This is a genomic window from Blastopirellula marina (assembly GCF_002967715.1).
In the GTDB taxonomy this organism is placed as follows: domain Bacteria; phylum Planctomycetota; class Planctomycetia; order Pirellulales; family Pirellulaceae; genus Bremerella; species Bremerella marina_B.
In genome coordinates this window covers 750,419-773,301 of sequence record NZ_PUIA01000016.1, presented here as the reverse complement: position 1 = coordinate 773,301, position 22,883 = coordinate 750,419, and the positions used below count along the sequence as shown (strand labels likewise).

Sequence of the window (22,883 nt, the reverse complement as noted above, 5' to 3'; positions counted from 1 at the left end):
CAGCTACAGGCGTTTAACCTGCCATCCATGCATTGCGTCTAACTAGCGCTGAATTTGGTACTCTTCGATCTTGCGATACAGGGTCGCACGGCTCGTACCGAGTAATTTTACGGCTTCCGGGATGTTCCCTCCAGTTCTTGAGAGGGCTTCTTCAATCAATTTCTTTTCCCAGAAGTCAAACCTTAACGACTCTGGCTCATTCAGACCAGCGTCTCGTAAGCCCAAATCATGTGGTTGTATCGACTCGCCATCGGCCAATACCACGCTGCTGTCGATCACGTTGCGAAGCTGTCGGACATTGCCAGGCCAGTTATAGTCGGCCAATTTCTGTTTGGCACTGTCCGAAAGAGTTAGCAGGGGTCGCCCGTGCGTCTTGCGAAAGTGCTCCAGAAAATGCTCGGCAAGCAGAGTAACATCCCCCCCGCGATCTCGAAGCGGAGGAATGTATAACTCAAAAACACTCAAACGGTAATAGAGATCTTCCCGGAAACGCTTCTCGCGAACGAACTCGGCCAGATCTCGATTGGTGGCGGCGATCACGCGAACGTCGACACTTACTTCCTTAGTAGCCCCTAAGGGAAGAAACGGATGCCCTTCCAAGATTCTGAGCAGTTTGGCCTGGCCATCGAGCGTCAGTTCTCCGACTTCGTCTAAAAACAAAGTTCCTGTATCGGCTTGCTGGAAAAAGCCAATATGGTCGGAGTCCGCCCCGGTAAACGCACCCTTCTTATGGCCGAAAAGTTGGCTCTCGATCAGATTCTCGGGCAAGGCCGCGCAGTTGACACTGAGCATCGGTCGATCGGCTCGGTTAGAAGCCTTATGCAGGGCCCTGGCAACCAGTTCCTTACCGCTACCACTTTCACCGCGAACCAGGACACATCCGCCTGCTTTCGAGATTCGCGCAATCTTTTGCTTCAATTCGCCCATGGCCGGGCTTTCGCCGATCAACTCGTCGAAGGCCGCTGATTTATCAACCAGTTGTTGATAACTGGCTTGAAGTTGGGTGACCTTCCAGGCCCGAAGCAGTGCAATGGTCAGGATATTACCGACCGAAATCGCAAAATCGAGCTCGTTATGCCAGAAGCGTTCCTGCTTGCGATACAGGTGCAAGGCCCCGAAGGCCTTCTTTTTGTGAATCAGCGGCACGCAGATCGCATCGGCAAAGTGGGTCAGCTTCTTGCTGGTGTCCCCTTGGGCCTCGTTGGCAATCCAGACGGCGTTCCCTTTCTGGGTGACGATCTCGGTCAATGCCTCGCTCAGCGGGGCTGGGCCTTCGGTGTCTTCGGGGAAAACACGCTTGGCACGCAACTGTCCATCGTCGCTGAGCCACAAAAATCCGACAACGACGGCCTTCGTTTGTTCTTTCACCATTTCCAAGGTGACTTGGATGATGGTATTGGGGTCTTCTTCTCCCAGCAGCCGGATGGCGAATTGGTGCAGAAGGAGCAGCCGCTGGGCCTGCTGGTAGTCCTTTAGCTCCTTAAGTGCTATCAGGTTCGTATCTTGCGGATTGACCGGCATGTTGCGGACGATCGTCTGCGTGATGCTCGGTGGCAGTTCGTCGTGCGAAGTGGGAGGCTGGGCACTATTGTTGAAGCTGAACTCGGTGTCGCCGATCTTCAGACGGCAACCATCCTTGAGTTCTGCCTCGTCGATCGGCTGATCGTCGAGAAAACTACCGTTGCGGCTTTCGCGGTCTTTCACAAACCACTTGCCATTCCGCAGAAAAATGGCAGCGTGTACCCGCGAACAGAGGGGGTCGGTCAGGGTGACATCGCATTCCAGGCCGCGCCCGATGAGGTTGTCGCGCGAGTCATCTAAGGGAAAGTTCTTCCCCGGACCGTTGCCTGAGATCGTCTTAAGGTAGCTGTAAATTGCCATTAGCTCGGCCGAAATCCCCCCTGGGTTCCCTCTTGGTGGCCAACATCGTGGGTGGTCCGCGTTAAATTCAGCACTTGTCATATCTTACGGAATTTACGCTTCGACCTGCCAGTCGGGTCATGAAAAACGAGCAGGAAAAGATGGAATTGCTTCGCCAGCGAACCAACTATCGTGAACGAACCCACGTATTAGATAGAGGCCCGCTGATCCGTTGTGGTTGCAAGCATTCGCCTTGAGTCGAGTTGCCGACCTCGATAGGATTACACGTGCCCTTCCTGCATACCCCCAAATCTGCTATTCGCTACATATTCACGCACACATCTTGCGATAAGGATTCATCATGGCAAACGTTCGAGGGACTTGGACTAACTTGCGCCATCCCATTTTCTTCCTATTTACCGTAGCCGCTACCTTTGCCACGCTTGTGGTAGCATCCTTGATTCCCAAGGACGCACCTGCCCAAGGCCCACTTGCGGGCCCAGACCGTCATCTTCCCGAGCGACACATTTCGCGAATGGTCTCTCGACTCTTACTTCGCGATCACCTTTCGAGTGCTCCGCTGGACGACACCATCTCGCAGCGAGCGTTCGATAAGTTCCTGAAATTCTGGGACCCGCTGAAACTGTACTTCACCGAGGCCGATATCGCCGAGTTCTCGGCCAATCGTAACCTGCTGGACGATCAGATCCGTAGCGGCAACACCGAGTTCGCCCACAAGGTCTTTGAACGCTTCATCCAGCGGACATTGGAACGCGTGCAGACCGTGGACGACCTGCTGGCCAACCACGAGTTCAACTTCGAAGAAGACGAAGTCTTTGTCACCGACGGCGATAAGGTTAAGTATCCGGCCAATGCCGCCGAAGCGACCGATCGTTGGCGCAAGCGTCTGAAGTACGACCTGCTGACTCAGCTGGCCGACGGCAAGACCTTGGAAGAAGCCAAGGAACGCATCGGCAAGCGTTACCACAGCTATGCTCGCCGTATCGGCCAGACCAGCGAAGACGAACTGCTGGAAGTCTACCTGACCTCGGTCACTTCGGCTTACGATCCTCACACCACCTACATGTCCCCAGGCACGCTCGAGAATTTCAACATTCAAATGCGTTTGAACCTGGAAGGCATCGGGGCGGCCCTGATGTCGGAAGATGGCTTCTGCAAGGTTTCCAAGGTGATTCCTGGCGGTGCCGCCGATAAGCAAGGCAAGAAGAACGCCGAAGAAAAGCTGGAAGCTGGCGACTTCATCGTCAGTGTCGGCCAAGGCACCGATGGCGAAATGGTCGACGTGGTCGACATGAAGCTGAACGATGTCGTCGACATGATCCGCGGCAAGGCCAACACGGTCGTTCGCCTGGGCGTAAAGAAGAAGGGCAAAGGGGAAACCAAGATCTTCAACATTACCCGCGCCAAGGTCGAACTGAAGGATAGCGAAGCCCGCGGCGAGATCGTCGAACAGACCACCGCCGATGGGCAGAAGATGAAGATCGGCTGGATCGACCTGCCGTCGTTCTACCTGGACATGGAAGCCGCTCGCTCTGGCAACCCAAATGTCAAGCGAAGCACGATCGACGTCGCTCGCCTTTTAGAGGATTTCCGCCAAAAGGGTGTCGAAGCAGTCGTGCTCGATCTGCGTCGTAACGGTGGCGGTAGCTTGACCGAAGCGATCGACCTGACCGGTCTGTTCATCGACCAAGGCCCGGTCGTTCAGGTGAAGGACGCCGACAACAACGTGCATCCTTACGAGGACATGAACCGCGGCATGCTGTGGGACGGCCCCCTGGTCGTGCTCACCAGCAAGATGAGCGCCAGTGCCAGTGAAATTCTGGCGGGTGCCATCCAGGACTACGGCCGCGGAATCGTGGTCGGTGACGAACAGACCCACGGCAAAGGTACCGTGCAAACGCTGCTGGACCTGGGCCGCGAAGAGTTGATGGGTGCCAACCCGGTCAATCCACCTTCGCTGGGTGCTTTGAAGATCACGCTGCAGAAGTTCTATCGCCCCAGCGGCAAGAGCACGCAGCTCAAGGGTGTGGAAGCGGACGTGTCCCTGCCGGCTCTGACCGCCAACATGGACATCGCCGAAGGGGACCTCGATTACCCGGTTCCATTCGACACCGTTCAGACCACTCGCTACCCGGTTAGTAACGCCAACGCCGCACCACTGGTTGCCGAACTGAACCGTCTGTCGGGCCAGCGCGTTCAATCGTCCGAAGGCTTCTCGAAGCTGAACAAGATGATTGCGACCTACCTGGAACAGAAAGACAAGAAGCAGGTCGATCTCAACAAGCAGAAGTTCATGGCCGAATATGAAGCTCTGAGCGAACGCGAAAAGGAAATCGAAAGCCTGGTCGGTGAAGCGGATGAAGATCCGAACGAAGTGGTTGACCGCGATTACTACTTCGACGAAGTGATCAACATCACCAAAGACTACGTTCGCCTGCTGGAACAGCAAAAGGTCGCCTCGAACAACTAAGTTCGCTGGTCGATCGAAACGATAACCACAGAAAAGGGTCTGCTTCGGCAGACCCTTTTTTTGTGGAATGAGCGGGACAAGTTGCGTTAAGATCTGGGCTTCGCGGACGAATAAATGGTGCCGCCGTAATCATGTAAAAGACGATAGGGAATACATTTCATGGAATGCCCTGCCTGTAAAGCAGATGTCGATGACAAACGCCACCGATGCCCCCTTTGCAATTATGGAATTCGCCCCGTCGCTGCCCCTACCGGTCGTCGCCCGCCCAGATATATCGGTGACAAAGGAGAGGACAGCTTCGACACCAAACTTGCACGCTCCTATCGCTGCGTTAATTGTCGATCTTATGGTGCGGACGTCAGGCGGATAGCGACGACCGGAACAGGATATTCACGGATCATGAATTGGCAGCTCCATGAGTTCATTGTGGCCAGTTGCCACTATTGTGGTCTTATTCAGCAATTCGATCCGCGAGTGGTCGACCAAACACATGGAGGCTGGAAGACGCTCGACTTTCTGTTTGAGATTTAGTAAGACACGAATTCACCTGATCGAAAAATTTCCTTCGGCAAACGTCTACTCTTCTGGTAAACTTTCCTCGCACCCTCCCCTGCCCCTCCTACCTGCAAACTATTCACCCTCTTGAATCGGGAGCGATCCTTGAGCGACGCGAAGAACGTTGTTCTGTGTTTCATGGCCCACCCAGACGACGCGGAAATATTGTGTGGTGGCGTGCTCATTCGCCTGGCGCAGTTGGGCTGGGACGTACACATTGCCACCGCGGCTGCCGGTGACTGTGGTTCCGAGAAGCTGCCACGAGAAGAGATCGCCGCGATTCGTAAGAACGAAGGAATTGCCGCGGCCAAGCTGATTGGCGGCACCTATCACACCCTGGCCGAGCCGGATGTGAACGTCATCTTTGAGAAATCGACCAACCGCAAAGCGATCGACTTGTTTCGTGAGGTTTGCCCGACGCTGGTCATCACCCATCCGCGTGAAGACTACATGCTCGATCACGAGCAAACGCATTTGCTGGCGCGAAGTGCGGCGTTCAGTTTTGCGATCCCTAACGCTTCGAGCCTGCCGCTGAAGCCTGGCGTTCACATTCCGCATTTGTATTACGCCGACCCTATCGAAGGCCGCAATCCGTATACTGGCGAGCCGGTCATGCCAACGGTTACCATTGACATCAGCGATGTGATCGAGACCAAGGCCCAGATGCTGGCCTGCCATGCTTCGCAGCGCGAGTGGCTGCGGGCACATCACGGCATGGACGAATACCTGGACGCGATGAAGCGGCACAGTGCCGAACGCGGCACGCTCATTGGTACCAACTACGGCGAATCGTTTCGCCAACACTTGGGACACGCGTTTCCCCAAAACGATCTCCTCGCTGAACTCCTCCCCTGATTGCGCACCAAGTGCGAACCTCCCTCCTAGACGCAAGGACAAGTCAGAATGGCCCGACCGATTAGTAAAGTGGCACCGCAGTGGTGGGACTACACAACGCTCGACGAAGAACTGCTGGCCGATGCCGCCAAGCTGACTCCGGAAGATCTGCTTCAGCTCTCTCGCCCAGGGTTTGAAGTCCGCATCTTCGACACGCTCGAAGAACTGTACTGCGCGGAAGCCCTGGAATACATCGAAGCCTGGCAGCAGAGTACGCCGGACAATCCGTGCGGAATCTGCGGACCGATCGGTCCTACCGAACAGTTGCCACTGGTCGCCCGCATGGTCAACGCCCTGGGCATCGACCTGAAGAAGCTCGACGCTCACTTCTGGGGCATGGACGAATGGGTCGACGCGGAAGACAAGCCGGTACCGGTCGAGTTCCCTCTTTCGTTTGCCAAGGCCGACAAAGACCTGTGCTTCGATCGGATCGATCCGAAGTATTCGATGCCTAGCGCCAATCTGCACTTCCCCACCGGCGACCTCCAGGCGTATTCGAAGTCGTACGACGAAATCCGCTGCCTGGTTATGCAAGGGGGCCAAGGCGAAGTGAAGCACTGGGCTTTCAACGATCCACCCAAGCGTGAAGGAGAATACGTCGACGCACCACCACCGCCAGAAGTTTACCGAGCGCTGGGTACCCGCGTGACCGACCTGCACCCGATGACGGTGATTCAAAACGCACGCACCAGTGGTGGTGGCTACGTGCCAATGGTTCCCACCAGGGCATGTACCGTCGGGCCGAAAGAAACCTGGAAAGCCGAACGCGTTTCGATCTGGCATCCCGGCCATCACGACAACCCCTTCGGCATGCGGTTATCGGCCCTGATGATTAGCAAAGGGATTGCCGATACGAGCGTTCCGATGTCGCTGCTGGCCGATCACCCCAGCGTGACCTTCAGTTACTACCGCGGCGGCATCGGCACCGTCACCACGGAAATGCATTAAATGTCGACCGAGGTAGAAGCCAACACGCCCGGCAGTGAAGACGCTTACCACTTGGATCTGCTGGGCACGTTTCATTGGGTGCTTGCAGGCATCTGCGCCGTCGCAGGCTTCTTCCCGATCCTGCATGTCGTGTTTGGCTTCATCGCCATTGCGGCCAGTATCGCCGGTGCCACTCCCGAGCCAGAAGCCCGCGGCATGGGCGTGCTAGTAGGCGTTCTGTTCATCATGGTTGGCACCGCGATCATCATCACGTTTTGGGTGATCGCGTTCTGCCTATACTTAAGCGGCAGCTATTTGAAGGCGCACAAGAATCACATGTTCTGCCTGGTGATGTCGGTCATCATGTGCGTCTCGTTTCCCCTGGGAACGACGCTAGGTGTGTTCAGTATTATTGTGCTGGTTCGCCCCAGCGTGAAGCGGCTGTTTGGCGTCGATTGATCGATCAGTCCAACTAAGTGCAGCAACATGAACGACTCTCCCTCCGATCAAGATTCCACGAAGCAAACCCTGTCGAATCTATCGATCTACCACTACGTCCTGGCAGGGGTCGTCATGCTGTATGCCGGGGGAACGTATTTTCAAGTCTGGCTTCTTCAAGACATGCTGGACCAGCCGCAACTCGGAGAGTTAGCCTCGTCCGACATGAAACAGATGTCGGCCAACATCACGAGATTCATCATCGCCGTGGGAGTCATGTACCTACTTCAAGCATTACTGTTGGTCATCACCGCCAGGTCGCTGGCCACGTGCCGCCGCTGGAGATTCTGCATGTTGGTGTCGCACATCAACCTTCTTATCTTCCCGTTTGGGACCATCCTGGGCGTGCTGACGATTGTCGTTCTTCTCAAGCCATCGGCGAAACGACTGTTTCTCCCTGCGTAACCTCTCCCCCTAATTGCTACTAGATCGTGGCTGCGGTGAATGCCAAAATGGCATGAGAGTTGCACCTTCGCAACTTACAACAACCGCACGCTGAGATAGGAATGCGCACCATGGGTATCATTGGCGACTTTCAGAAGTTTGCGCTTCGTGGCAACCTGATCGACATGGCCGTTGGCTTTACGGTGGGGGCTGCTTTTACTTCGGTAGCAAAGTCGCTGGTGAGCGACATTATCATGCCGCCGCTGGGGTTTCTGCTGGGCAAGAGTGACTTCTCCGACTTGTTTATCGTGCTGAATTCCCCTGATCCCGAGAAGACCTACACCACCTTGGCCCAGGCCCAGGCAGCTGGTCTCACAACGATCAACTACGGCGTGTTCATCAACAACATCATTGCGTTTTTGTTGGTGGCTTTCGCGATGTTCCTGATCATCCGTTTGATCAACCAGTTGGATAAGCGGCTGGAAGATACCTTCGGCGGAGACAAGCCGCAGCCAGGCGATCCCGAGAACAAGAAGTGCCCTTACTGCCTATCGACAATTCCCTATCGCGCCACGCGTTGTGCCCACTGCACGGCGGAACTTCCCGCGAATGAGCAAACACCGACCACGGAAAGTTAACAATCACACCACTTTTTACTTCAACATAGGACCATGGCTCCCATCAAGATTTTCAACACAACCCCGGCAACGTATGGCGAAGACTACGAGCGTGGTTGGATTGGTTTCAACCACGCCGGTAGTTGGTTTTCCCAAGGAATCGCCCAGGTAGAACAGTGGAAACAAATCTCGGACGTGACGGTCTCGCACGTATTCGTGGTGACCGGCGAAGATGAGTGCGTGGAAGCGGCCTACCCGAAAGGAGTCGTGCGTTCGAGGTTGAGTGTCGAATATTGGCCAAAGGATGACCGGTACGTCATCTTTCGGAAACCGAAGGGCCTCACGCCTGAGCTTGCCGATCGTATTGCCGAAACAGCCGAAGCCGAACTGGGTACCGAGTTCGACTTCCACACGACGGCGAACCTGGCGCTGCAAAAGAACTTCTTCGGCTGGATCATCAACTGGCTGACTTCCGACGAAGTGAACCGCGCGGCTGATTCCCTGGTCGAAGACGACAGCCGCTGGCTATGCAGCGCCCTGGGGGCTTATTGCTTGAAGTCTCAGCCAGAGTTCGACGGAATCGGTGTGCTCGAGCAGCAGCCGGGGATGATCACCCCTCAGGAACTGTTCGAGTCGGATGAGATCTTTGAACCGGTACAGCGAACCGATGGCAGCCGGGCACCGGTCAAGAACGTCAGCAATGGATCATGAACGGTATTTGGGTTACGCTTCCCTTACTGCTAGTCGCCCTGATTGGGTTGGTGTTGGGGCTGCGTGTCCTCGTCCGGAAACTGCTTAGTGGAACGTACAAAGCCGGCGAGGTGGTCGATCCGTATCGCCCGAAGAACTTCTCGATCCCGGATCCCGTAAAAGTCGAGTTCGAAGGGGAGAAGCAAACCATCCTTCGCGGGCGTTATTGGAAAGGAGCGAGCGATAAGGCCATCATCGTCGTGCATGGCATCGATGGCCCTTCGATCGAAATGCTGCCACATGTGTCGTACCTGTACCGGGCTGGGTACAGTGTGCTTCTCTATGACAACCGCGGCCGAGGCGATAGCGACGGCGGTTTCTCGACGCTCGGCTTTCTCGAATGGCGCGACGTTCTGCATGCCATCGGCTGGGTGCGCAGCCAGCCTGGTATCGCCGACGACAAGATCGGCTTGCACGGACTTTCTCTGGGGGCGGCCTGCGTGATCATGGCCGCCGCGAAAGACGAGCAGGTGCGTGGTGTGCTGGCCGAGAGTCCTTTCGTATCGATGCCGATCATGCTGGCTCACGTGGCCAACAAGACGACGCGGCTACCGAAGTTTTTGATCGGACGCGTGATCGAGACGCTGTTGGATTGGTCTCTCGAAGCCAAACTGCGCCTGGTCGAACCACACGCGGCAGTGAAGAACATCGCCCCTCGGCCGATCTATATCATCGATGCCGAGGAGGATCAGCTCTTTCCGGTCGATACCTCGCAAACGGTTTTCGATGCCGCCGGCGAGCCGAAACGCTTTTGGAAGGTGCGTGGTGCGGCGCATGCCAACTGTTGGCATGTGATGCCGCAAGAGTACGAACAGCGGGCCTTGAACTTCTGGGAGGAGGTCTTTGCCGACCAACGATCCTCCCACGCGATTATCAACCCCGATCGCCCCGTCTACGAATCGGACAGTGGAGCAGCTTCCCCGGCGGATGAACCTTCGGCTTCCTCGCGAACCTGACGCAGGGCCTCGTCGATAGCCATGTCGGCCAGTTCTCTGGCAATGTCGATCGTGCGCGGATTCTGCGTCACGTGCTTGGTGACATAGGCCCCTTCGATGATCAGGCAAAGCTTGCGTGCCAGTTCGTCCGGTGCTTTCACCTGGCAATTCTTCGCCAGCACGGTGACGAACTCGATGAACTTGTGCTTATTTTGCGCAGCGACCTGAAAGACCGGTTCGCTGGGCATAGGGAACTCCATGGCTGCCCGCACGAAAAAACATCCATGAAAATCTTCTTGCACGAGAAACATTTCGACCAGGTCGAAAACAGAACGCAACTGCCCTTCCGGCGTCCCTCCGCCCCGCTCCCAGATCACCTGTTTGCATATCCCGGTCAGCCAGTCTCCCTTGCCATCCAAGGCGGCCAGAAGCAGGTCGTCCTTCGACTCGAAGTGCTTATAGAATGCGGTCTTACTGATTCCGACATCGGTAAGAATCTGATCGATCCCGACGTTACGAAATCCATCGCGGTAGAACCGACTGCTGGCCGCTTCGATCAATCGCTCGCGCGTAGGTACTTTGACCATATTGTCCCCCGAAAGTGCTTCCCCGACTTGTTAGGTGTACCACAAGTCAACCCAGAGTGTACCACAAGTAAACGCAACTCTTGGGGACTGAACACGATAATGTTGTAACGGTGCCCAACGAGCACCATTCGTAGAAGCACAACACCCCCTAGGTCACTGAGAAAGGCCCCCTATCATGCTCCGAGCTTTATCCTTCCTGTACGCTGTGGCGGCCTACCTGGGCTTCCTGGCCGTTGTCACCTATTTCATCGCGTTCCTGGCCGGAGCCTTCGTTCCAGTGACCGTTGATACACCTACCAGTCTGCCATTGGGGGCGGCGATCGCTATCAATATTGGGCTCGTTTTGCTCTTCGCTGCCCAGCATTCGATCATGGCGCGGCCAGCGTTTAAGCAGGCCTGGACAAAAATTGTCCCAGTGCCAATCGAGCGAGCCACGTACATTTGGGCCTCGAACATCGTCCTGGCGATCGTTCTGCTCTGCTGGCAAGGGATCGACGTGGTGATCTGGGACATCCAACAGCCGGCCCTGCGGATGACGCTGTGGGCTTTGTACGTGATCGGGTTTCTGATGGTGCCGGCGGTGAGCCTGATGATCAATCACTTCGACCTGTTCGGTCTACGTCAGGCATGGCTGCACCTCCAAGACAAGGAATACCACCCGCTGCCATTCCGCACGCCGCTGTTATATGCGTTGGTTCGTCACCCACTGTACGTTGCCTGGGCGGCTGCGTTCTGGGTTACCCCAACGATGACCGCTGGGCACCTGTTGTTCGCCATCGGCATGACCGTTTACATGGGCCTGGCAGCGATCGTAGAAGAACGAGACCTGGTCAACATCTACGGAGAGCAGTACCGGGAATATCAACGCACCGTGGGGATGTTCGTTCCCAAGTTCGCTGATCGGACATCGGCACCACCTACCGAATCGGTCACAACGTAACCCTGTTGGGAGGTTGCTCTGCGAAAGATTATGATGAACCGCTGGCAAGCACGCGTGTCCTTGCCAGCGGTTTTATTTTTGAGCACCCTAATCAAGACGCCGATGATCGAGTACCAAGTCGAGCCAAATCTTTCTGTCGATGAATACCTGGAAGTCTTAGTTCGCTCGGAACTGGCCGAGCGTCGTCCGGTCGACGACCGCGAGAAGCTGACCAAGATGGTCCGCAACGCGGATATTCTTTGCACGGCTCGTAGTGAAGGGCGCTTAGTAGGCATTGCCCGCAGCATGAGCGACTTCGCCCACGCAACGTACCTGGCCGACCTGGCCGTTGACCAAGCGTTTCAGAAACAAGGGATCGGCCGCGAACTGATTGCCCGCACGCACCTGGCCGCTGGGAAACACACGGTCCTGTTACTGTTGGCGGCACCCAAAGCGGTCAGCTACTATCCGCACATCGGGATGGAGAAGCATGACTCTTGCTGGATTATTCCACGGGAGTGACAAGCGCACCTACGTCAGCGGCAACTCCAGCCCGTCGTACGCCAGTTCCATTCCATCGGGCAGCCAGGCGTTGGTTCGTTCGTGCTCCATCTTACAGGCAATGTGTGTGAAGTACGTCTGCTTGGCACCAACCTTCTGGGCGACCTCGACGGCCTCTTCGATCGAGAAGTGAGTCGGGTGGGGTTCTGGCCTTAGGGCATCCAAAACCAGCACGTCTAACCCCTGGAGCCTGGCCCAGCTTTCGTCGGGAATGTGATTCACATCGGTGCAGTAAGCGACGTTGCCGACACGGAAGCCCAGCACTTCAAAGCGGGGGCCGTGCTGCAGGCGGATCGGTGTGACCTTCGCTCCCAGCACCTCGAACGGGTCGAGCCCAATCTGACGCATGTCGAGAGCAGGCCGCGAGCCGACGTGCGTTTGTACCTCGGTGCTGAACGCATAGTCGTATACCCGGCGGATCTTGGCGTCGACGTTCGCCTCGCAGTAAATCGGAACCGCGTGACCGATATAGAACTGAAAGAGGCGGATGTCATCCAGCCCGAACAGGTGATCGGCGTGGCTGTGCGTGAACGCGACCGCATGAATGATGCCGATCCCATTGGCCAGCAGTTGCGTTCGCAGGTCTGGCGGCGTGTCGATCAGCAGGTTCCCCTCGGGCAGGCCGAAGATAACACTACACCGGGTTCGCTTGTTCTTAGGATTGGTGCTTTGACAGACATCGCAGCCGCACCCCACCACTGGCACCCCCATCGAGGTACCTGTCCCCAAAAAGAGAAGCCGCCCGCGAATGTCTCGCGTGACGATATTCTTCTTGGGTGGTGCAGACTGGGGGGGCTGGCTCATTCTTCCTCTTTCTGGTCTCTTTTTCCTGGTCTGAGAATCGCAAATGGGGGCAGTCGATGCAACCCCGCAGGCCCGAACCCGGCAACTTGGGCGTAACCTGTTCGCCTCGTTATGCTTCTAACCAGAGGATGTACGGCAACGGCGTAAACTTAGAAGCTACGCAATCTTGTCCCATCCAGCGTGCAGGCCTGGTCATTGCGAGAATCTTCACGGAATCTACGCTAGCTGGGCAAGGGAAACGGTCGTGGGATCGAATACCATGATAGCGGAGCCGACGATCGGTGCGTGCTCAAGCGCGGTTGACCCCTTTGAGCAATCCCTATAATCTACGATATGGGAAGGGTTTGCGCGCACGCTTAAGTTGTGGCGGTGTCTACAAATAAGGTCTTGTTTCGCCGCAACTAGTGCTTTCGATACGCCCCCACCCCCAGGTGATATTCAGCGATGGAGAAACTGGAACAGATTTGGGAAAAGATCGGCCTCTTTTTTGGCGGTCTTTTAGGCGGCTTTGAACGACTGATCACGTCGATGTTCGGTTCGTCCAACGCCCGATATATCAAGAAGCTGCAAAGCACCGTTGACGCAATCAACGAGCTGGAATCGAAGTACGAAGCGTTCTCTGACGAAGAACTTCGCGACCAGACCCGCATCTTCAAGCAACGACTTGCCTCCGGCGAAACGCTGGATGACATATTGGTCGAGGCCTTCGCCGTCGGCCGTGAAGCAGGCAAACGCTATCTCGGCATGCGGCATTACGATGTCCAGCTGATCGGTGGTATCGTTCTGCATCGCGGTAACGTGGCCGAAATGGTTACCGGTGAAGGTAAAACGCTTGTGGCCACGCTGCCGGCCTACCTCAATGCCCTGGAAGGCAAAGGGGTGTACGTGATCACGGTGAACGACTACCTCGCTCGCCGCGACATGGAATGGATGGCACCGCTCTATCGCGGGCTCGGCCTGACCGTAAACGCGATCCAGAATGACATGTCGGTCCGCGATCGACAACAGGCGTACAGCTGCGACATCACCTACGGTACCAACAACGAGTTCGGCTTCGACTACCTGCGTGACAACATGCGTCCCGCCGCGCGCGGCGACAGTCGCTTCCCGAAGGAATACCAGCAATCGCAAGGGCGTTTGCACTACGCGATCATCGACGAAGTCGACAACATTCTGATCGACGAAGCCCGGACCCCGCTCATCATCAGCGGCCCGGCCAACATGAGCAAAGAGAAGTACGGCGACGCCGACAAGATCGCTCGCACGCTGAAGAAGGACATTCACTTCGTCGTCAACGAAAAAGACCGCACCACCAACCTGACCGAAGATGGTGTGCGCGAAGCAGAACGCCTGGCAGGCGTCGAAAGCTTCTATACCTCGGGCAACATGGAATGGCCGCACCTGATCGATAACGCGCTGCGTGCCCATTACCTGTACCAGTTGGATGTCGACTACGTGGTGGAAGACGGCAAGATCGTGATCATCGATGTTCACACCGGCCGTAAGATGGAAGGCCGCCAGTGGAGCGACGGCATGCACCAGGCCGTCGAAGCGAAGGAAGGGGTCAAGATCAAGGAAGAGACTCAGACCTTGGCCACCGTCACTCTGCAGAACTTCTTTAAGCTGTTCGACAAGCTTTCGGGTATGACCGGTACGGCCATGACCGAAGCAGGCGAACTCTGGAAGATCTACAAGCTGGACGTGATCGCCATTCCCACCAACCGGGCCATGCAGCGTATCACGTACACCGACGTGATCTTCATGACCGAAAACGAAAAATACGAAGCGGTCGCCGACGAGATCGAACGCACCGTCAAATGGGACGTCGTTACCTTCAAAAACGGCGACGAAATGTGGGGCGACATCCTCAAAGAGAACGAGGACTCGATCGAAATCCACCCCAAGGGGCAGAAGCAGCCCACCAAGATCGAACGCGGCAAGATCAAGGCCATCCAGTACAAAGGTCGACCCGTGCTGGTCGGTACGGTCAGTATCGAGAAGAGCGAACGCCTTTCGCGACTGCTCGACAAACGCGGCATCAAGCACGACCTGTTGAACGCCAAGCAGCACAAGCGCGAAGCGGACATTGTGGCCCAGGCAGGCCGCATCGGAGCCGTCACCATCGCCACTAACATGGCCGGTCGCGGTACCGACATCATCATGGGGGGCAACCCCGAAACGATGGCCTGGGCGCAGCTGCAGCACAAGTACGCCACGCGTTTGGATGTCCCGCAAGACGAATGGGACCAGCTGGTCAACGAGATCGAGCAGCGCGAACAGATGAAAGCGATGGGCAAGAAGGTCAAGGAACTGGGCGGCCTGCACGTGATCGGTACCGAGCGGCACGAGTCGCGTCGTATCGACCTTCAGTTGCGTGGTCGTTGTGGTCGTCAAGGCGACCCAGGTAGCTCGCGGTTCTTCCTCTCGCTGCAAGATGACCTGATGCGAATCTACTTCGGCGACTGGGCAGCCAACTTCATTAACCGGATGCCAGCCGCGATGCGGCCGCAGCCAGGCGACGCGATCGAAAGCAAGATGATCATGCGTCGTATCGAAGGTGCCCAGAAGAAGCGTGAAGAACAAAACTTCGAGGCTCGTAAGAACCTGCTCGAATACGACGAAGTGATGGACGAGCAGCGTAAACGCGTGTACGGCTTCCGCCAGCAGATCCTGGAAGGTGGCGACAGCCGCGATCTGATCATGGATATGGTCCGCGAGCAGATCGACTACCACGTTCGCATGTTCCTCGAGAAGGACTTCGGCATCGAAACCTTCGCCAAGTGGGCCGGCAGTGAACTGTCGTGCGAGCTAAACACGCGCGACCTGCGTGGCCTGGATTTCGCCGCAGCAGAAACGTACGCCAAAGACATGGCCGAACGAGCCGCCGCATCGAACATCATGGCTTCGATCGACGAGAACCTGCCTGACAGCGAAGATGAAAGCGAATGGAACTGGGGCGCGATGGCCCGCTTCGCAAACAGCTTGTGGAAGCTGAACCTGAACGACCGTGACCTGCGCAAGGTCGGTCGCGATCAGGTCGATGAGTTCCTGATCACTAAGGCTCGCGAAGCGATCGAAAAGGTCGACCTCAGCGAAGGCGAGAAGTTCCTCGACAAAGACTTCGGCCTTAACACGCTGAACCATTGGTGCAAATACAAGTTCGGCTTCAACGTCGACGTCGAGAAGCTGCAAGACAAGCCGGCCAAGGCCGTGATCGAACAAGTCAATGAAAAGGCGATCGCCGTCTACGACCAGAAGGAAGCCGAGTACCCCGTGCTGACCGGACTCTATCGCTTCAGCGACAAGAGCGGCGGGCATGCTCGCTTGAACCGCGACGGCCTTCTGGAATGGGCAGCCAACCGCTTTGAAACGCCATTAGATCCCGAGCAATACAAGAGCAAGCAGCGGGAAGAAATCCAACAGATGCTTATTCCGCTGAGCGAGAAGCACAAGAAGATTGCCCTCGAAAAGATGAAAGCCGTCCACGACAAGGTCGAGCAGCTTTACGAGGACAACCAGGAAACCCAAACCCTTTCGGTCATCAGCGGCGGCAATGGCCAGATGGGATCGCTCAACGCGTGGATCCAGCAATACATCGAGGCCGAGATCCCCGAGGCCGAACTGGAACAGTTCGACAAGGCCCAGTTGGAAGCACGACTGATCCGCGAAGTCTACGAGCGTTACCGCCCGGAAATGACCCGCATGGAACGCAGCGTCTTGCTGGAACTGATCGATAACGCCTGGAAAGACCACCTCCTGGCGATGGATCATCTTCGCAGTGCCGTCAGCTTTGTGGGGTATGCCCAGGTCGACTCCAAGGTCGAATTCAAGCGGGAAGGGATGCGTATCTTTGAACAGATGTGGCGCAGCGTCGGCGAACGCGTGACCGATCTGGTTTACAAGATCGAAAATCTGAACGAAGAGTTCGTCAGTTCCACCTGGAAGGAATCGGAAGCTCGACACGACTCCGCTTCCAGCATGACCGACATGGCTCGTCAGCAGGAAGAAGCCATCAACAACTCGCAGGGAGACACCGAGGTCACCGCACCGATTCGTAATGTCGGCGAAAAGATCCGCCGCAACGATCCGTGCCCTTGCGGCAGCGGCAAGAAGTACAAATCCTGCTGCATGAAGCAGGAACAAGCGAACTAGTCACGTAGCCTTCCCTCGTGTCGCAAACCGCGAGGGAAGCTGCCGACAAGTCGCCACACCGGGATGGATCCCATGCTCACTTGGCTACTCAATTTCGTCTACCTGGCGCTGGTTATCGTTGCCAGTCCGTACCTGCTGTGGGCTGCCGTGACCAAGGGCAAGTACCGCGAAGGTTTCGCCGAAAAGTTCCTGGGGCACGTTGCCTGCCGCCCTGAAGGGACATCGCAGCATCTCTGGCTGCACGCCGTGAGCGTGGGGGAAGTGAATCTCCTGGCTCCCCTGATCGGCGAGCTTCAGCAGATCTACCCTGGCATTACCTTTCACATCACCACCACCACCAAGGCTGGCCACGAACTGGCAAAGACCAAGTACGCCCAGCACACAGTCAGCTACGCCCCGCTCGATTTCTCGTGGGCCGTTGACCGGGCCTATCGGAACATCCAGCCTGATGCCGTATTGCTGGCCGAACTGGAACTGTGGCCGAACCTGATTCGTTTCGCCGATCGCCACGATGCCAAGATCGCCGTGGTCAATGGTCGCTTGAGCGAGAAGAGCCATCGCGGGTACAGTCGCATTCGCTTCCTGGTGGGCCCTCTGCTACAGCAGCTAGACTGGATCGGAGCGCAGGACGATTCGTACGCACGCCGCTTCACCGACCTGGGAGCCGATCCCAGCAAAGTTCAAGTGACCGGTTCGATCAAGTTCGACGGCATCACGCCAGATCGTCAGAACTCGCAAACGCAAGCCTTCCGCGAACTGGCTGGCCTGAACGATGAGGAGATCGTCTGGCTCGCCGGTAGCACGCAAAATGGTGAAGAGCCAATCATTCTCGAAGCCTTCCAAGCCGCTCAGCAGCAGATTCCTGGGCTGAAGCTCTTGCTCGTGCCGCGTCATCCGCATCGCTTCGATGAAGTAGCAACCTACCTTCAATCACAGAACGTCCCCTTTCAGCGTCGCAGTCAGTTCACCAGCGAAAGTCGCGGTACCAGCAGCATCTTGCTGATCGATAGTGTCGGCGAACTTTCCGCATGGTGGGGAACCGCAGATATCGCGTTCGTGGGGGGGAGCCTGGGCAATCGTGGTGGGCAGAACATGATCGAACCAGCGGCCTATGGTGCGGCGGTTGCCGTTGGGCCAAATACCTGGAACTTCAAAGATGTGGTCGAGCGGCTTCGCGCGGCGGATGCCTTGACCGTTGTTCGAGACGCTGAGAGCTTGGCAGCGTTTGTCGTAAAGGCTTCCCTCGACACCACTTGGCGGGAACAACAAGGCCAGCAGGCCAAAGAAGTGGTCCTCGCCCAGCAAGGAGCCACCAGGCGAACGATCGAAAGCCTGAAGCCTCTTTTAGATCCGCCGAAGATCGTTAAATTCCGCACGGCGGCCTGACCTTGCGCGGCCCCAGGCAGACTGTAACCCTGCGTGCTGCGGCAATCTGATCCCGCAGGGGCAGAATTCCGCTCTGTAAAGTCAATTTCGACTGATTTACCCGGTTGTTCGTCTTCTTCTCTTGTCTCTATAATGCCCTATTCGCCAACAGGCTGAGGCCGTGTGTTGGTGCAACCATTCCTCCCCCGCGCACCAGTGCGGCACTGTATCTCAGGAGAATCTATCGGTGGCTTCTGGAAAGTATTTGTTCACTAGCGAATCGGTCAGCATGGGTCACCCCGATAAGATGGCCGACCAAATTTCGGACGGCATCTTGGACGCACTGCTCGCTCAAGATCCTTACAGCCGCGTTGCTTGCGAAACGATGGTTACCACCGGCGTTGCCATCGTCGCTGGTGAAATCACCACCAAGGCAACGATCGACTATCAAGACGTGATTCGCCAGGTGATTCGCGACATCGGTTACACCAGCGATGGCATGGGCTTCAACGCCGATACGTGTGCCGTCATGGTGACCCTGGACCGTCAAAGCCCTGACATCGCTCAAGGCGTCAACGACGACTCGTCCAAGGGGAAGGAAATCGGTGCTGGCGACCAGGGTTTGATGTTTGGCTACGCCTGTAACCACACCCCGGAACTGATGCCGCTGCCGATCGCTCTGTCGCACCGCATCCTGAACCGATTGACCGAAGCTCGCCAGAACGGCGAAGTCGATTGGCTGCGTCCCGACAGCAAGAGCCAGGTTACCGTCGAGTTCGACGGCGATCGCCCTGTCGGTATTCACACCGTCGTTGTCTCGACCCAGCACGCTGACACCGTCGACAACGAAACGATTCGTAATTTCGTCATCAACGAAGTCATCAAGCCGGTACTGCCGGAAGAATTCGTCGACGACGATATCATCTTCCACATCAACCCAACCGGCAAGTTTGTCGTCGGTGGCCCAATGGGCGACTGCGGTCTGACTGGCCGCAAGATCATCGTCGACACCTACGGCGGCTGGGGTCGTCACGGTGGTGGGGCGTTCAGCGGCAAGGACTCGACCAAGGTCGACCGCAGCGCTGCCTACATGGGCCGCCACGTTGCCAAGAACATCGTTGCCGCCGGCCTGGCCGATCGCTGCGAAGTTCAGTTGGCCTACGCGATTGGCGTGACCGATCCTGTTTCGGTTCACATCGACACGTTCGGCACCGGCAAGGTCGACGACGAGAAGATCGCCGACATCGTCAAGGACGTCTTCCCACTGAGCCCTGGGGGCATCATCAATTACCTCGACCTGCGTCGTCCGATCTTCCGCGCTACCGCGGCAGGCGGTCACTTCGGTCGTGATGAATTCCCTTGGGAATCGACCGACAAAGCGGAAGAACTGGCCAAGCTGGCCGGCGTGACGGTCTCGGCGTAGGCTCGCCCCCGCTCATATCCGCATTGCGAGAATTCAGGGTTCCTGTCACACTTCGTGGCAGGAACCCTTTTGTTTGCGCCCCGCATGCAGGATGTGTTGGCATGGATCGCCAAAGCCCCTCAATTTCGCCCGAACTCCGTGGAATTTGCCTCTCTCTGGCAACCGGAGGAACCGCGCTGCTAGCGACCGCGGCGGTGATTGCCTGCGGCTTGCGTCTCTCGATAAGTGAGTTCGCACCTATCTCTGCCGGAACATCGCTGGCAATCACTTTGCTGGCTGCGGCCTGGTGTGCTTCGATTCGCGCGGCGTGGCTGGCTGCTTCGCCGAAAGAGTTGAGTGGCCGCCTACACGGCGTGATCGCCATCGCACCGTTCGTCTCGGCGATCTTGATTGCCCGAGCGGTAACCTTCGCCCCGCCAACCGAGTTCGCTACGTTTCTGCTATGGTTTGCCATTTTGACGCAGGAAGGACTCACCCTTTCTCTGTTCGTAACGACCATTTTTGGCGATCGCATCGACCAGCTACTCAGTCGCCTGGAAACCAAGCCCGCCGCACCGCTACTTACGCCGGCGCTGAAAATCGAACTCGAAGAAAGTCCAAGCATCGCCGACGAGCCGATCGAAGAAGAGTCATTCGATCTGCCCCCTGGCGTCACCCAACAACTCACTCGGGCAACCGAAGCCGGCCAGGAACAAATTCACGGCCTGGTCCGCGCAAAGTTTGTCAGCGGACAGCGACATGTCTATTTGCATGTTGGCTTCTGCCCTCCCCTGCCCAGCATTCCCCATGTCGAGCTTCATCAACTGGAAGGCCCCGACGTGCAGATCAAGCCGGGCCAGATTCTCACCAACGGCGTTCGCTTCGACTTGAAGCTCCGCGAAGCCCCAACCGTCGATGCGCTGCCGGTGTTCGAGTTTCTCGCGACTTGCCCAAGCATGGACAGCGAAGGCCTTCGTGAAGCCTGCTAGGGAACGATCGATCTATTTGAACGCCCTGGCATTATCTGAATTCAACAACACGATCAGCGTGAAGATCGAATAGCCGGCAAAGAACAGTCCCAGTGGGTTCAGCCCCAACAGAAACATGACCGCCATCAGCGCAGAGATGCCAGCCAGAACGATCGTGAGTATGCGTCCCCATTCTTTTTGGCACTGCACGCCATAGCCAGCCAAGACAGTAGGCAGTCCGCATAGGGCAAACACCACCCCCATGCCAATGAACACAGCCGTCATGATTCCCAGTGCCGCTTGATCTTCAGGGGTCATGCTTCGATCCTGCTCGATGAGGCCACCCATCATCTGCGTGAACGTAGCACCGAAAATCGCCAGACAGGCACCACAACCCACCTGAAGTCCACCAAACACGTAGTTAATAATCGCAACCGCGATGATTAACCCCGTATTCGCCTGACCTGCAGGGGGACGATACCCAGGCTGCTGAGTTGGCATTGGCGAGCGAAACGGATCGTCTTCAAAATTTGACACGAAAGCGTCCTTCGATACGAGCGCTGAGCGCCCAAGTAAAGCACCGTAGATGGGAGGGATTCTAGCACTTCGCTTACTAAGTGGCCAGATTTCCCCATTCACTCCAGCAATGGAGGATTTTTTTAAGAAGTTTTCGCCGAAGATGCATTCCCTTGGTGGTTTCGGCGCAGGGAATGCCCAGCTTGGCTTGTAAGTATTAGCACGTTTCCAATAATGACGTGCAGCCACAACCACCACGCTAGAGAACTAACGTGAATTCGGAGAGAAGAATGTCGTCAGAGCAGGAACTTGTCAAACAGCTCAACGAAGCCGGCCAAACAGAAATGGCCCAATATTTAGCGGCCTGTGAAGAAGGTATCGCTAAAAAACTGGCCGCTCAACTCGAACAAATCGATCTAAAAGAGCTGGCCGAACTGGCTGGCGAACAGGCTTCCGAAGAGGCCCCGCGAGACTACACCAAACTGCAGCCCCCCCAAGCCGTTCGCCTAAAAGACCAGGACGATCCCAACAAGATTGCTACCGCACGCGAAGTGGGCGAGAAGCTTCTCATGGAAGGCAAGGTCGCTGCGCTGCTGGTCGCCGGCGGGCAAGGCTCTCGATTGGGATTCGATCATCCGAAAGGGATGTTCCCTGTCGGGCCGGTCTCTGGCAACACACTCTTTCAGATTCACTTGGAAAAGATCGTTGCCCGGAGTCGTCGTTATGGCAAGGCCATTCCGCTGTATCTCATGACCAGCCCGGCCACGCATGACGAGACGATCGAGTTTCTCGACAAGCACGACCGTTTCGGCATGGCCCAGGAAGATCTACACATCTTCTGCCAAGGCACCATGCCGGCGATCGATCTGGAAACGAAACAACTGCTGCTCGCCGAACCCGATCAACTCGCCCTGAGCCCCGATGGCCACGGTGGGATGCTGGCCGCCTTGGTGAAGAGCGGCTGCCTGGAAGACATGACTCGCCGCGGCATCGAGCAGATCTACTACTTCCAAGTCGACAATCCGTTGGCCGATGTCTGCGAACCAGAGTTTCTTGGCCTGCATCATCAGGCCGAAAGCGAGATGTCGACGCAGGTTGTCGCCAAGAAGCTGCCGGAGGAAAAGCTCGGCATCCTGGCCGAACTCGATGGACAATTGCAACTGGTCGAGTACAGCGAACTCCCCGCTGAGCAAGCCGCCGAAACGATTGAAGACGGAACCTTAAAACACTGGGCCGGCAATATCGCCGTGCATGGGGTGAAGATGTCGTTCCTGCAGCGAATGTCCTCGCAAGCTGGCAGCTTGCCGTGGCACAAAGCGATCAAGAAGGTTCCCTACGTCAGTCCAGCCGGCGATGTTATCACTCCGGAAACGCCCAACGCCATCAAGTTCGAGAGGTTCATCTTCGATCTTCTCCCTCAGGCCCAGAACCCGATGGTCGTGGAAGTCGATCCTGCTCTGCGATTCGCACCGGTGAAGAATGCCGACGGCGCACCGTCGGATACTCCGCAAGCCGCCAAAGATGCCCTCTGTGCGATTCACCGCTTGTGGCTCAAGCAATGTGGCGTCGAGTGTGCCGATGACCGTAAGATAGAGATCAGCCCGCTAACTGCCCTCGATGCTGGACAACTCAAGGAAAAGCTGGACGCCAAGCCAGAACTTGCCAAGGCCGACTACATCAACGACTAAGGAGAGCACC

General features: G+C 56.6%; 20 protein-coding genes. 16 read left to right on the top strand and 4 right to left on the bottom strand.

The window, feature by feature from the left end; all coding sequences use genetic code 11:
• Positions 1–42: 42 nt before the first annotated feature.
• On the bottom strand, positions 43–1,881 hold the full coding sequence (locus C5Y96_RS05000; protein WP_105350496.1) for a sigma 54-interacting transcriptional regulator: 1,839 nt from the start codon (positions 1,879–1,881) through the stop codon (positions 43–45).
• Positions 1,882–2,221: 340 nt separating this feature from the next.
• Between C5Y96_RS05000 and C5Y96_RS04995 the strand changes: the two genes are divergently transcribed.
• The 9 genes from C5Y96_RS04995 (at position 2,222) to C5Y96_RS04955 (ending at position 9,932) form a co-directional block, all read left to right on the top strand.
• Complete coding sequence (locus C5Y96_RS04995) at positions 2,222–4,351, top strand: carboxy terminal-processing peptidase (RefSeq protein WP_105350494.1); 2,130 nt, start codon at positions 2,222–2,224, stop codon at positions 4,349–4,351.
• Positions 4,352–4,510: 159 nt separating this feature from the next.
• Positions 4,511–4,882: a zinc ribbon domain-containing protein gene (locus C5Y96_RS04990; protein ID WP_105350492.1), complete on the top strand. Its 372-nt coding sequence runs from the start codon at positions 4,511–4,513 to the stop codon at positions 4,880–4,882.
• Between the two features lie 129 nt (positions 4,883–5,011).
• A complete protein-coding gene (locus C5Y96_RS04985; protein ID WP_315850640.1) occupies positions 5,012–5,761 on the top strand; it encodes a PIG-L family deacetylase in 750 nt (249 codons plus the stop codon).
• Between the two features lie 48 nt (positions 5,762–5,809).
• Complete coding sequence (locus C5Y96_RS04980; protein ID WP_105350490.1) at positions 5,810–6,748, top strand: glucosamine-6-phosphate isomerase; 939 nt, start codon at positions 5,810–5,812, stop codon at positions 6,746–6,748.
• On the top strand, positions 6,749–7,186 hold the full coding sequence (locus C5Y96_RS04975) for a hypothetical protein (RefSeq protein ID WP_105350488.1): 438 nt from the start codon (positions 6,749–6,751) through the stop codon (positions 7,184–7,186).
• Between the two features lie 27 nt (positions 7,187–7,213).
• A complete protein-coding gene (locus C5Y96_RS04970; protein ID WP_105350486.1) occupies positions 7,214–7,630 on the top strand; it encodes a hypothetical protein in 417 nt (138 codons plus the stop codon).
• Positions 7,631–7,740: 110 nt separating this feature from the next.
• Positions 7,741–8,247: a large conductance mechanosensitive channel protein MscL gene (gene mscL / locus C5Y96_RS04965; RefSeq protein ID WP_105350483.1), complete on the top strand. Its 507-nt coding sequence runs from the start codon at positions 7,741–7,743 to the stop codon at positions 8,245–8,247.
• Between the two features lie 33 nt (positions 8,248–8,280).
• Positions 8,281–8,937 (top strand): hypothetical protein, encoded by a 657-nt coding sequence (locus C5Y96_RS04960; RefSeq protein WP_105350481.1) that lies wholly within the window; start codon positions 8,281–8,283, stop codon positions 8,935–8,937.
• Positions 8,934–9,932, top strand: a complete 999-nt coding sequence (locus C5Y96_RS04955; RefSeq protein ID WP_105350479.1) for an alpha/beta hydrolase — start codon at positions 8,934–8,936, stop codon at positions 9,930–9,932. Before C5Y96_RS04960 ends, C5Y96_RS04955 begins: the two co-directional genes overlap by 4 nt.
• Here C5Y96_RS04955 and C5Y96_RS04950 read toward each other — a convergent pair.
• Positions 9,869–10,498: a TetR/AcrR family transcriptional regulator gene (locus C5Y96_RS04950; RefSeq protein ID WP_105350477.1), complete on the bottom strand. Its 630-nt coding sequence runs from the start codon at positions 10,496–10,498 to the stop codon at positions 9,869–9,871. The two genes, C5Y96_RS04955 and C5Y96_RS04950, sit on opposite strands and share 64 nt — an antisense overlap.
• Positions 10,499–10,673: 175 nt before the next feature.
• Between C5Y96_RS04950 and mddA the strand changes: the two genes are divergently transcribed.
• The gene (gene mddA / locus C5Y96_RS04945) at positions 10,674–11,438 is read left to right on the top strand and encodes a methanethiol S-methyltransferase (RefSeq protein WP_105350475.1); all 765 of its coding nucleotides are present in this window, start codon (positions 10,674–10,676) and stop codon (positions 11,436–11,438) included.
• A gap of 78 nt (positions 11,439–11,516) precedes the next feature.
• Positions 11,517–11,939: a GNAT family N-acetyltransferase gene (locus tag C5Y96_RS04940; protein WP_233198786.1), complete on the top strand. Its 423-nt coding sequence runs from the start codon at positions 11,517–11,519 to the stop codon at positions 11,937–11,939.
• A 9-nt stretch (positions 11,940–11,948) separates the two neighbouring features.
• Here the strand turns inward: C5Y96_RS04940 and C5Y96_RS04935 are convergent, their stop codons facing one another.
• The gene (locus tag C5Y96_RS04935) at positions 11,949–12,689 is read right to left on the bottom strand and encodes an MBL fold metallo-hydrolase (protein ID WP_233198817.1); all 741 of its coding nucleotides are present in this window, start codon (positions 12,687–12,689) and stop codon (positions 11,949–11,951) included.
• 537 nt (positions 12,690–13,226) lie between these two features.
• On the opposite strand from C5Y96_RS04935, the gene C5Y96_RS04930 reads away from it, so the two are divergent.
• The 4 genes from C5Y96_RS04930 (at position 13,227) to C5Y96_RS04915 (ending at position 20,690) form a co-directional block, all read left to right on the top strand.
• Positions 13,227–16,934, top strand: a complete 3,708-nt coding sequence (locus C5Y96_RS04930; protein ID WP_105350471.1) for a preprotein translocase subunit SecA — start codon at positions 13,227–13,229, stop codon at positions 16,932–16,934.
• 72 nt (positions 16,935–17,006) lie between these two features.
• Positions 17,007–18,320: a 3-deoxy-D-manno-octulosonic acid transferase gene (locus tag C5Y96_RS04925; RefSeq protein WP_158261097.1), complete on the top strand. Its 1,314-nt coding sequence runs from the start codon at positions 17,007–17,009 to the stop codon at positions 18,318–18,320.
• A gap of 268 nt (positions 18,321–18,588) precedes the next feature.
• Positions 18,589–19,722 carry a methionine adenosyltransferase gene (metK, locus tag C5Y96_RS04920; RefSeq protein WP_233198816.1) on the top strand — a complete coding sequence of 378 codons (1,134 nt, stop codon included), beginning with the start codon at positions 18,589–18,591 and terminating at the stop codon, positions 19,720–19,722.
• Between the two features lie 101 nt (positions 19,723–19,823).
• A complete protein-coding gene (locus C5Y96_RS04915; protein WP_105350466.1) occupies positions 19,824–20,690 on the top strand; it encodes a hypothetical protein in 867 nt (288 codons plus the stop codon).
• Positions 20,691–20,702: 12 nt separating this feature from the next.
• On the opposite strand, the gene C5Y96_RS04910 is transcribed toward C5Y96_RS04915, so the two are convergent.
• Positions 20,703–21,206, bottom strand: coding sequence for a hypothetical protein (locus tag C5Y96_RS04910; RefSeq protein WP_105350465.1), 504 nt, complete (start codon positions 21,204–21,206; stop codon positions 20,703–20,705).
• Between the two features lie 269 nt (positions 21,207–21,475).
• Here C5Y96_RS04910 and C5Y96_RS04905 point away from each other — a divergent pair, with 269 nt between their 5' ends.
• A complete protein-coding gene (locus tag C5Y96_RS04905; RefSeq protein ID WP_105350464.1) occupies positions 21,476–22,873 on the top strand; it encodes a UTP--glucose-1-phosphate uridylyltransferase in 1,398 nt (465 codons plus the stop codon).
• The last annotated feature ends 10 nt before the right edge of the window (positions 22,874–22,883 follow it).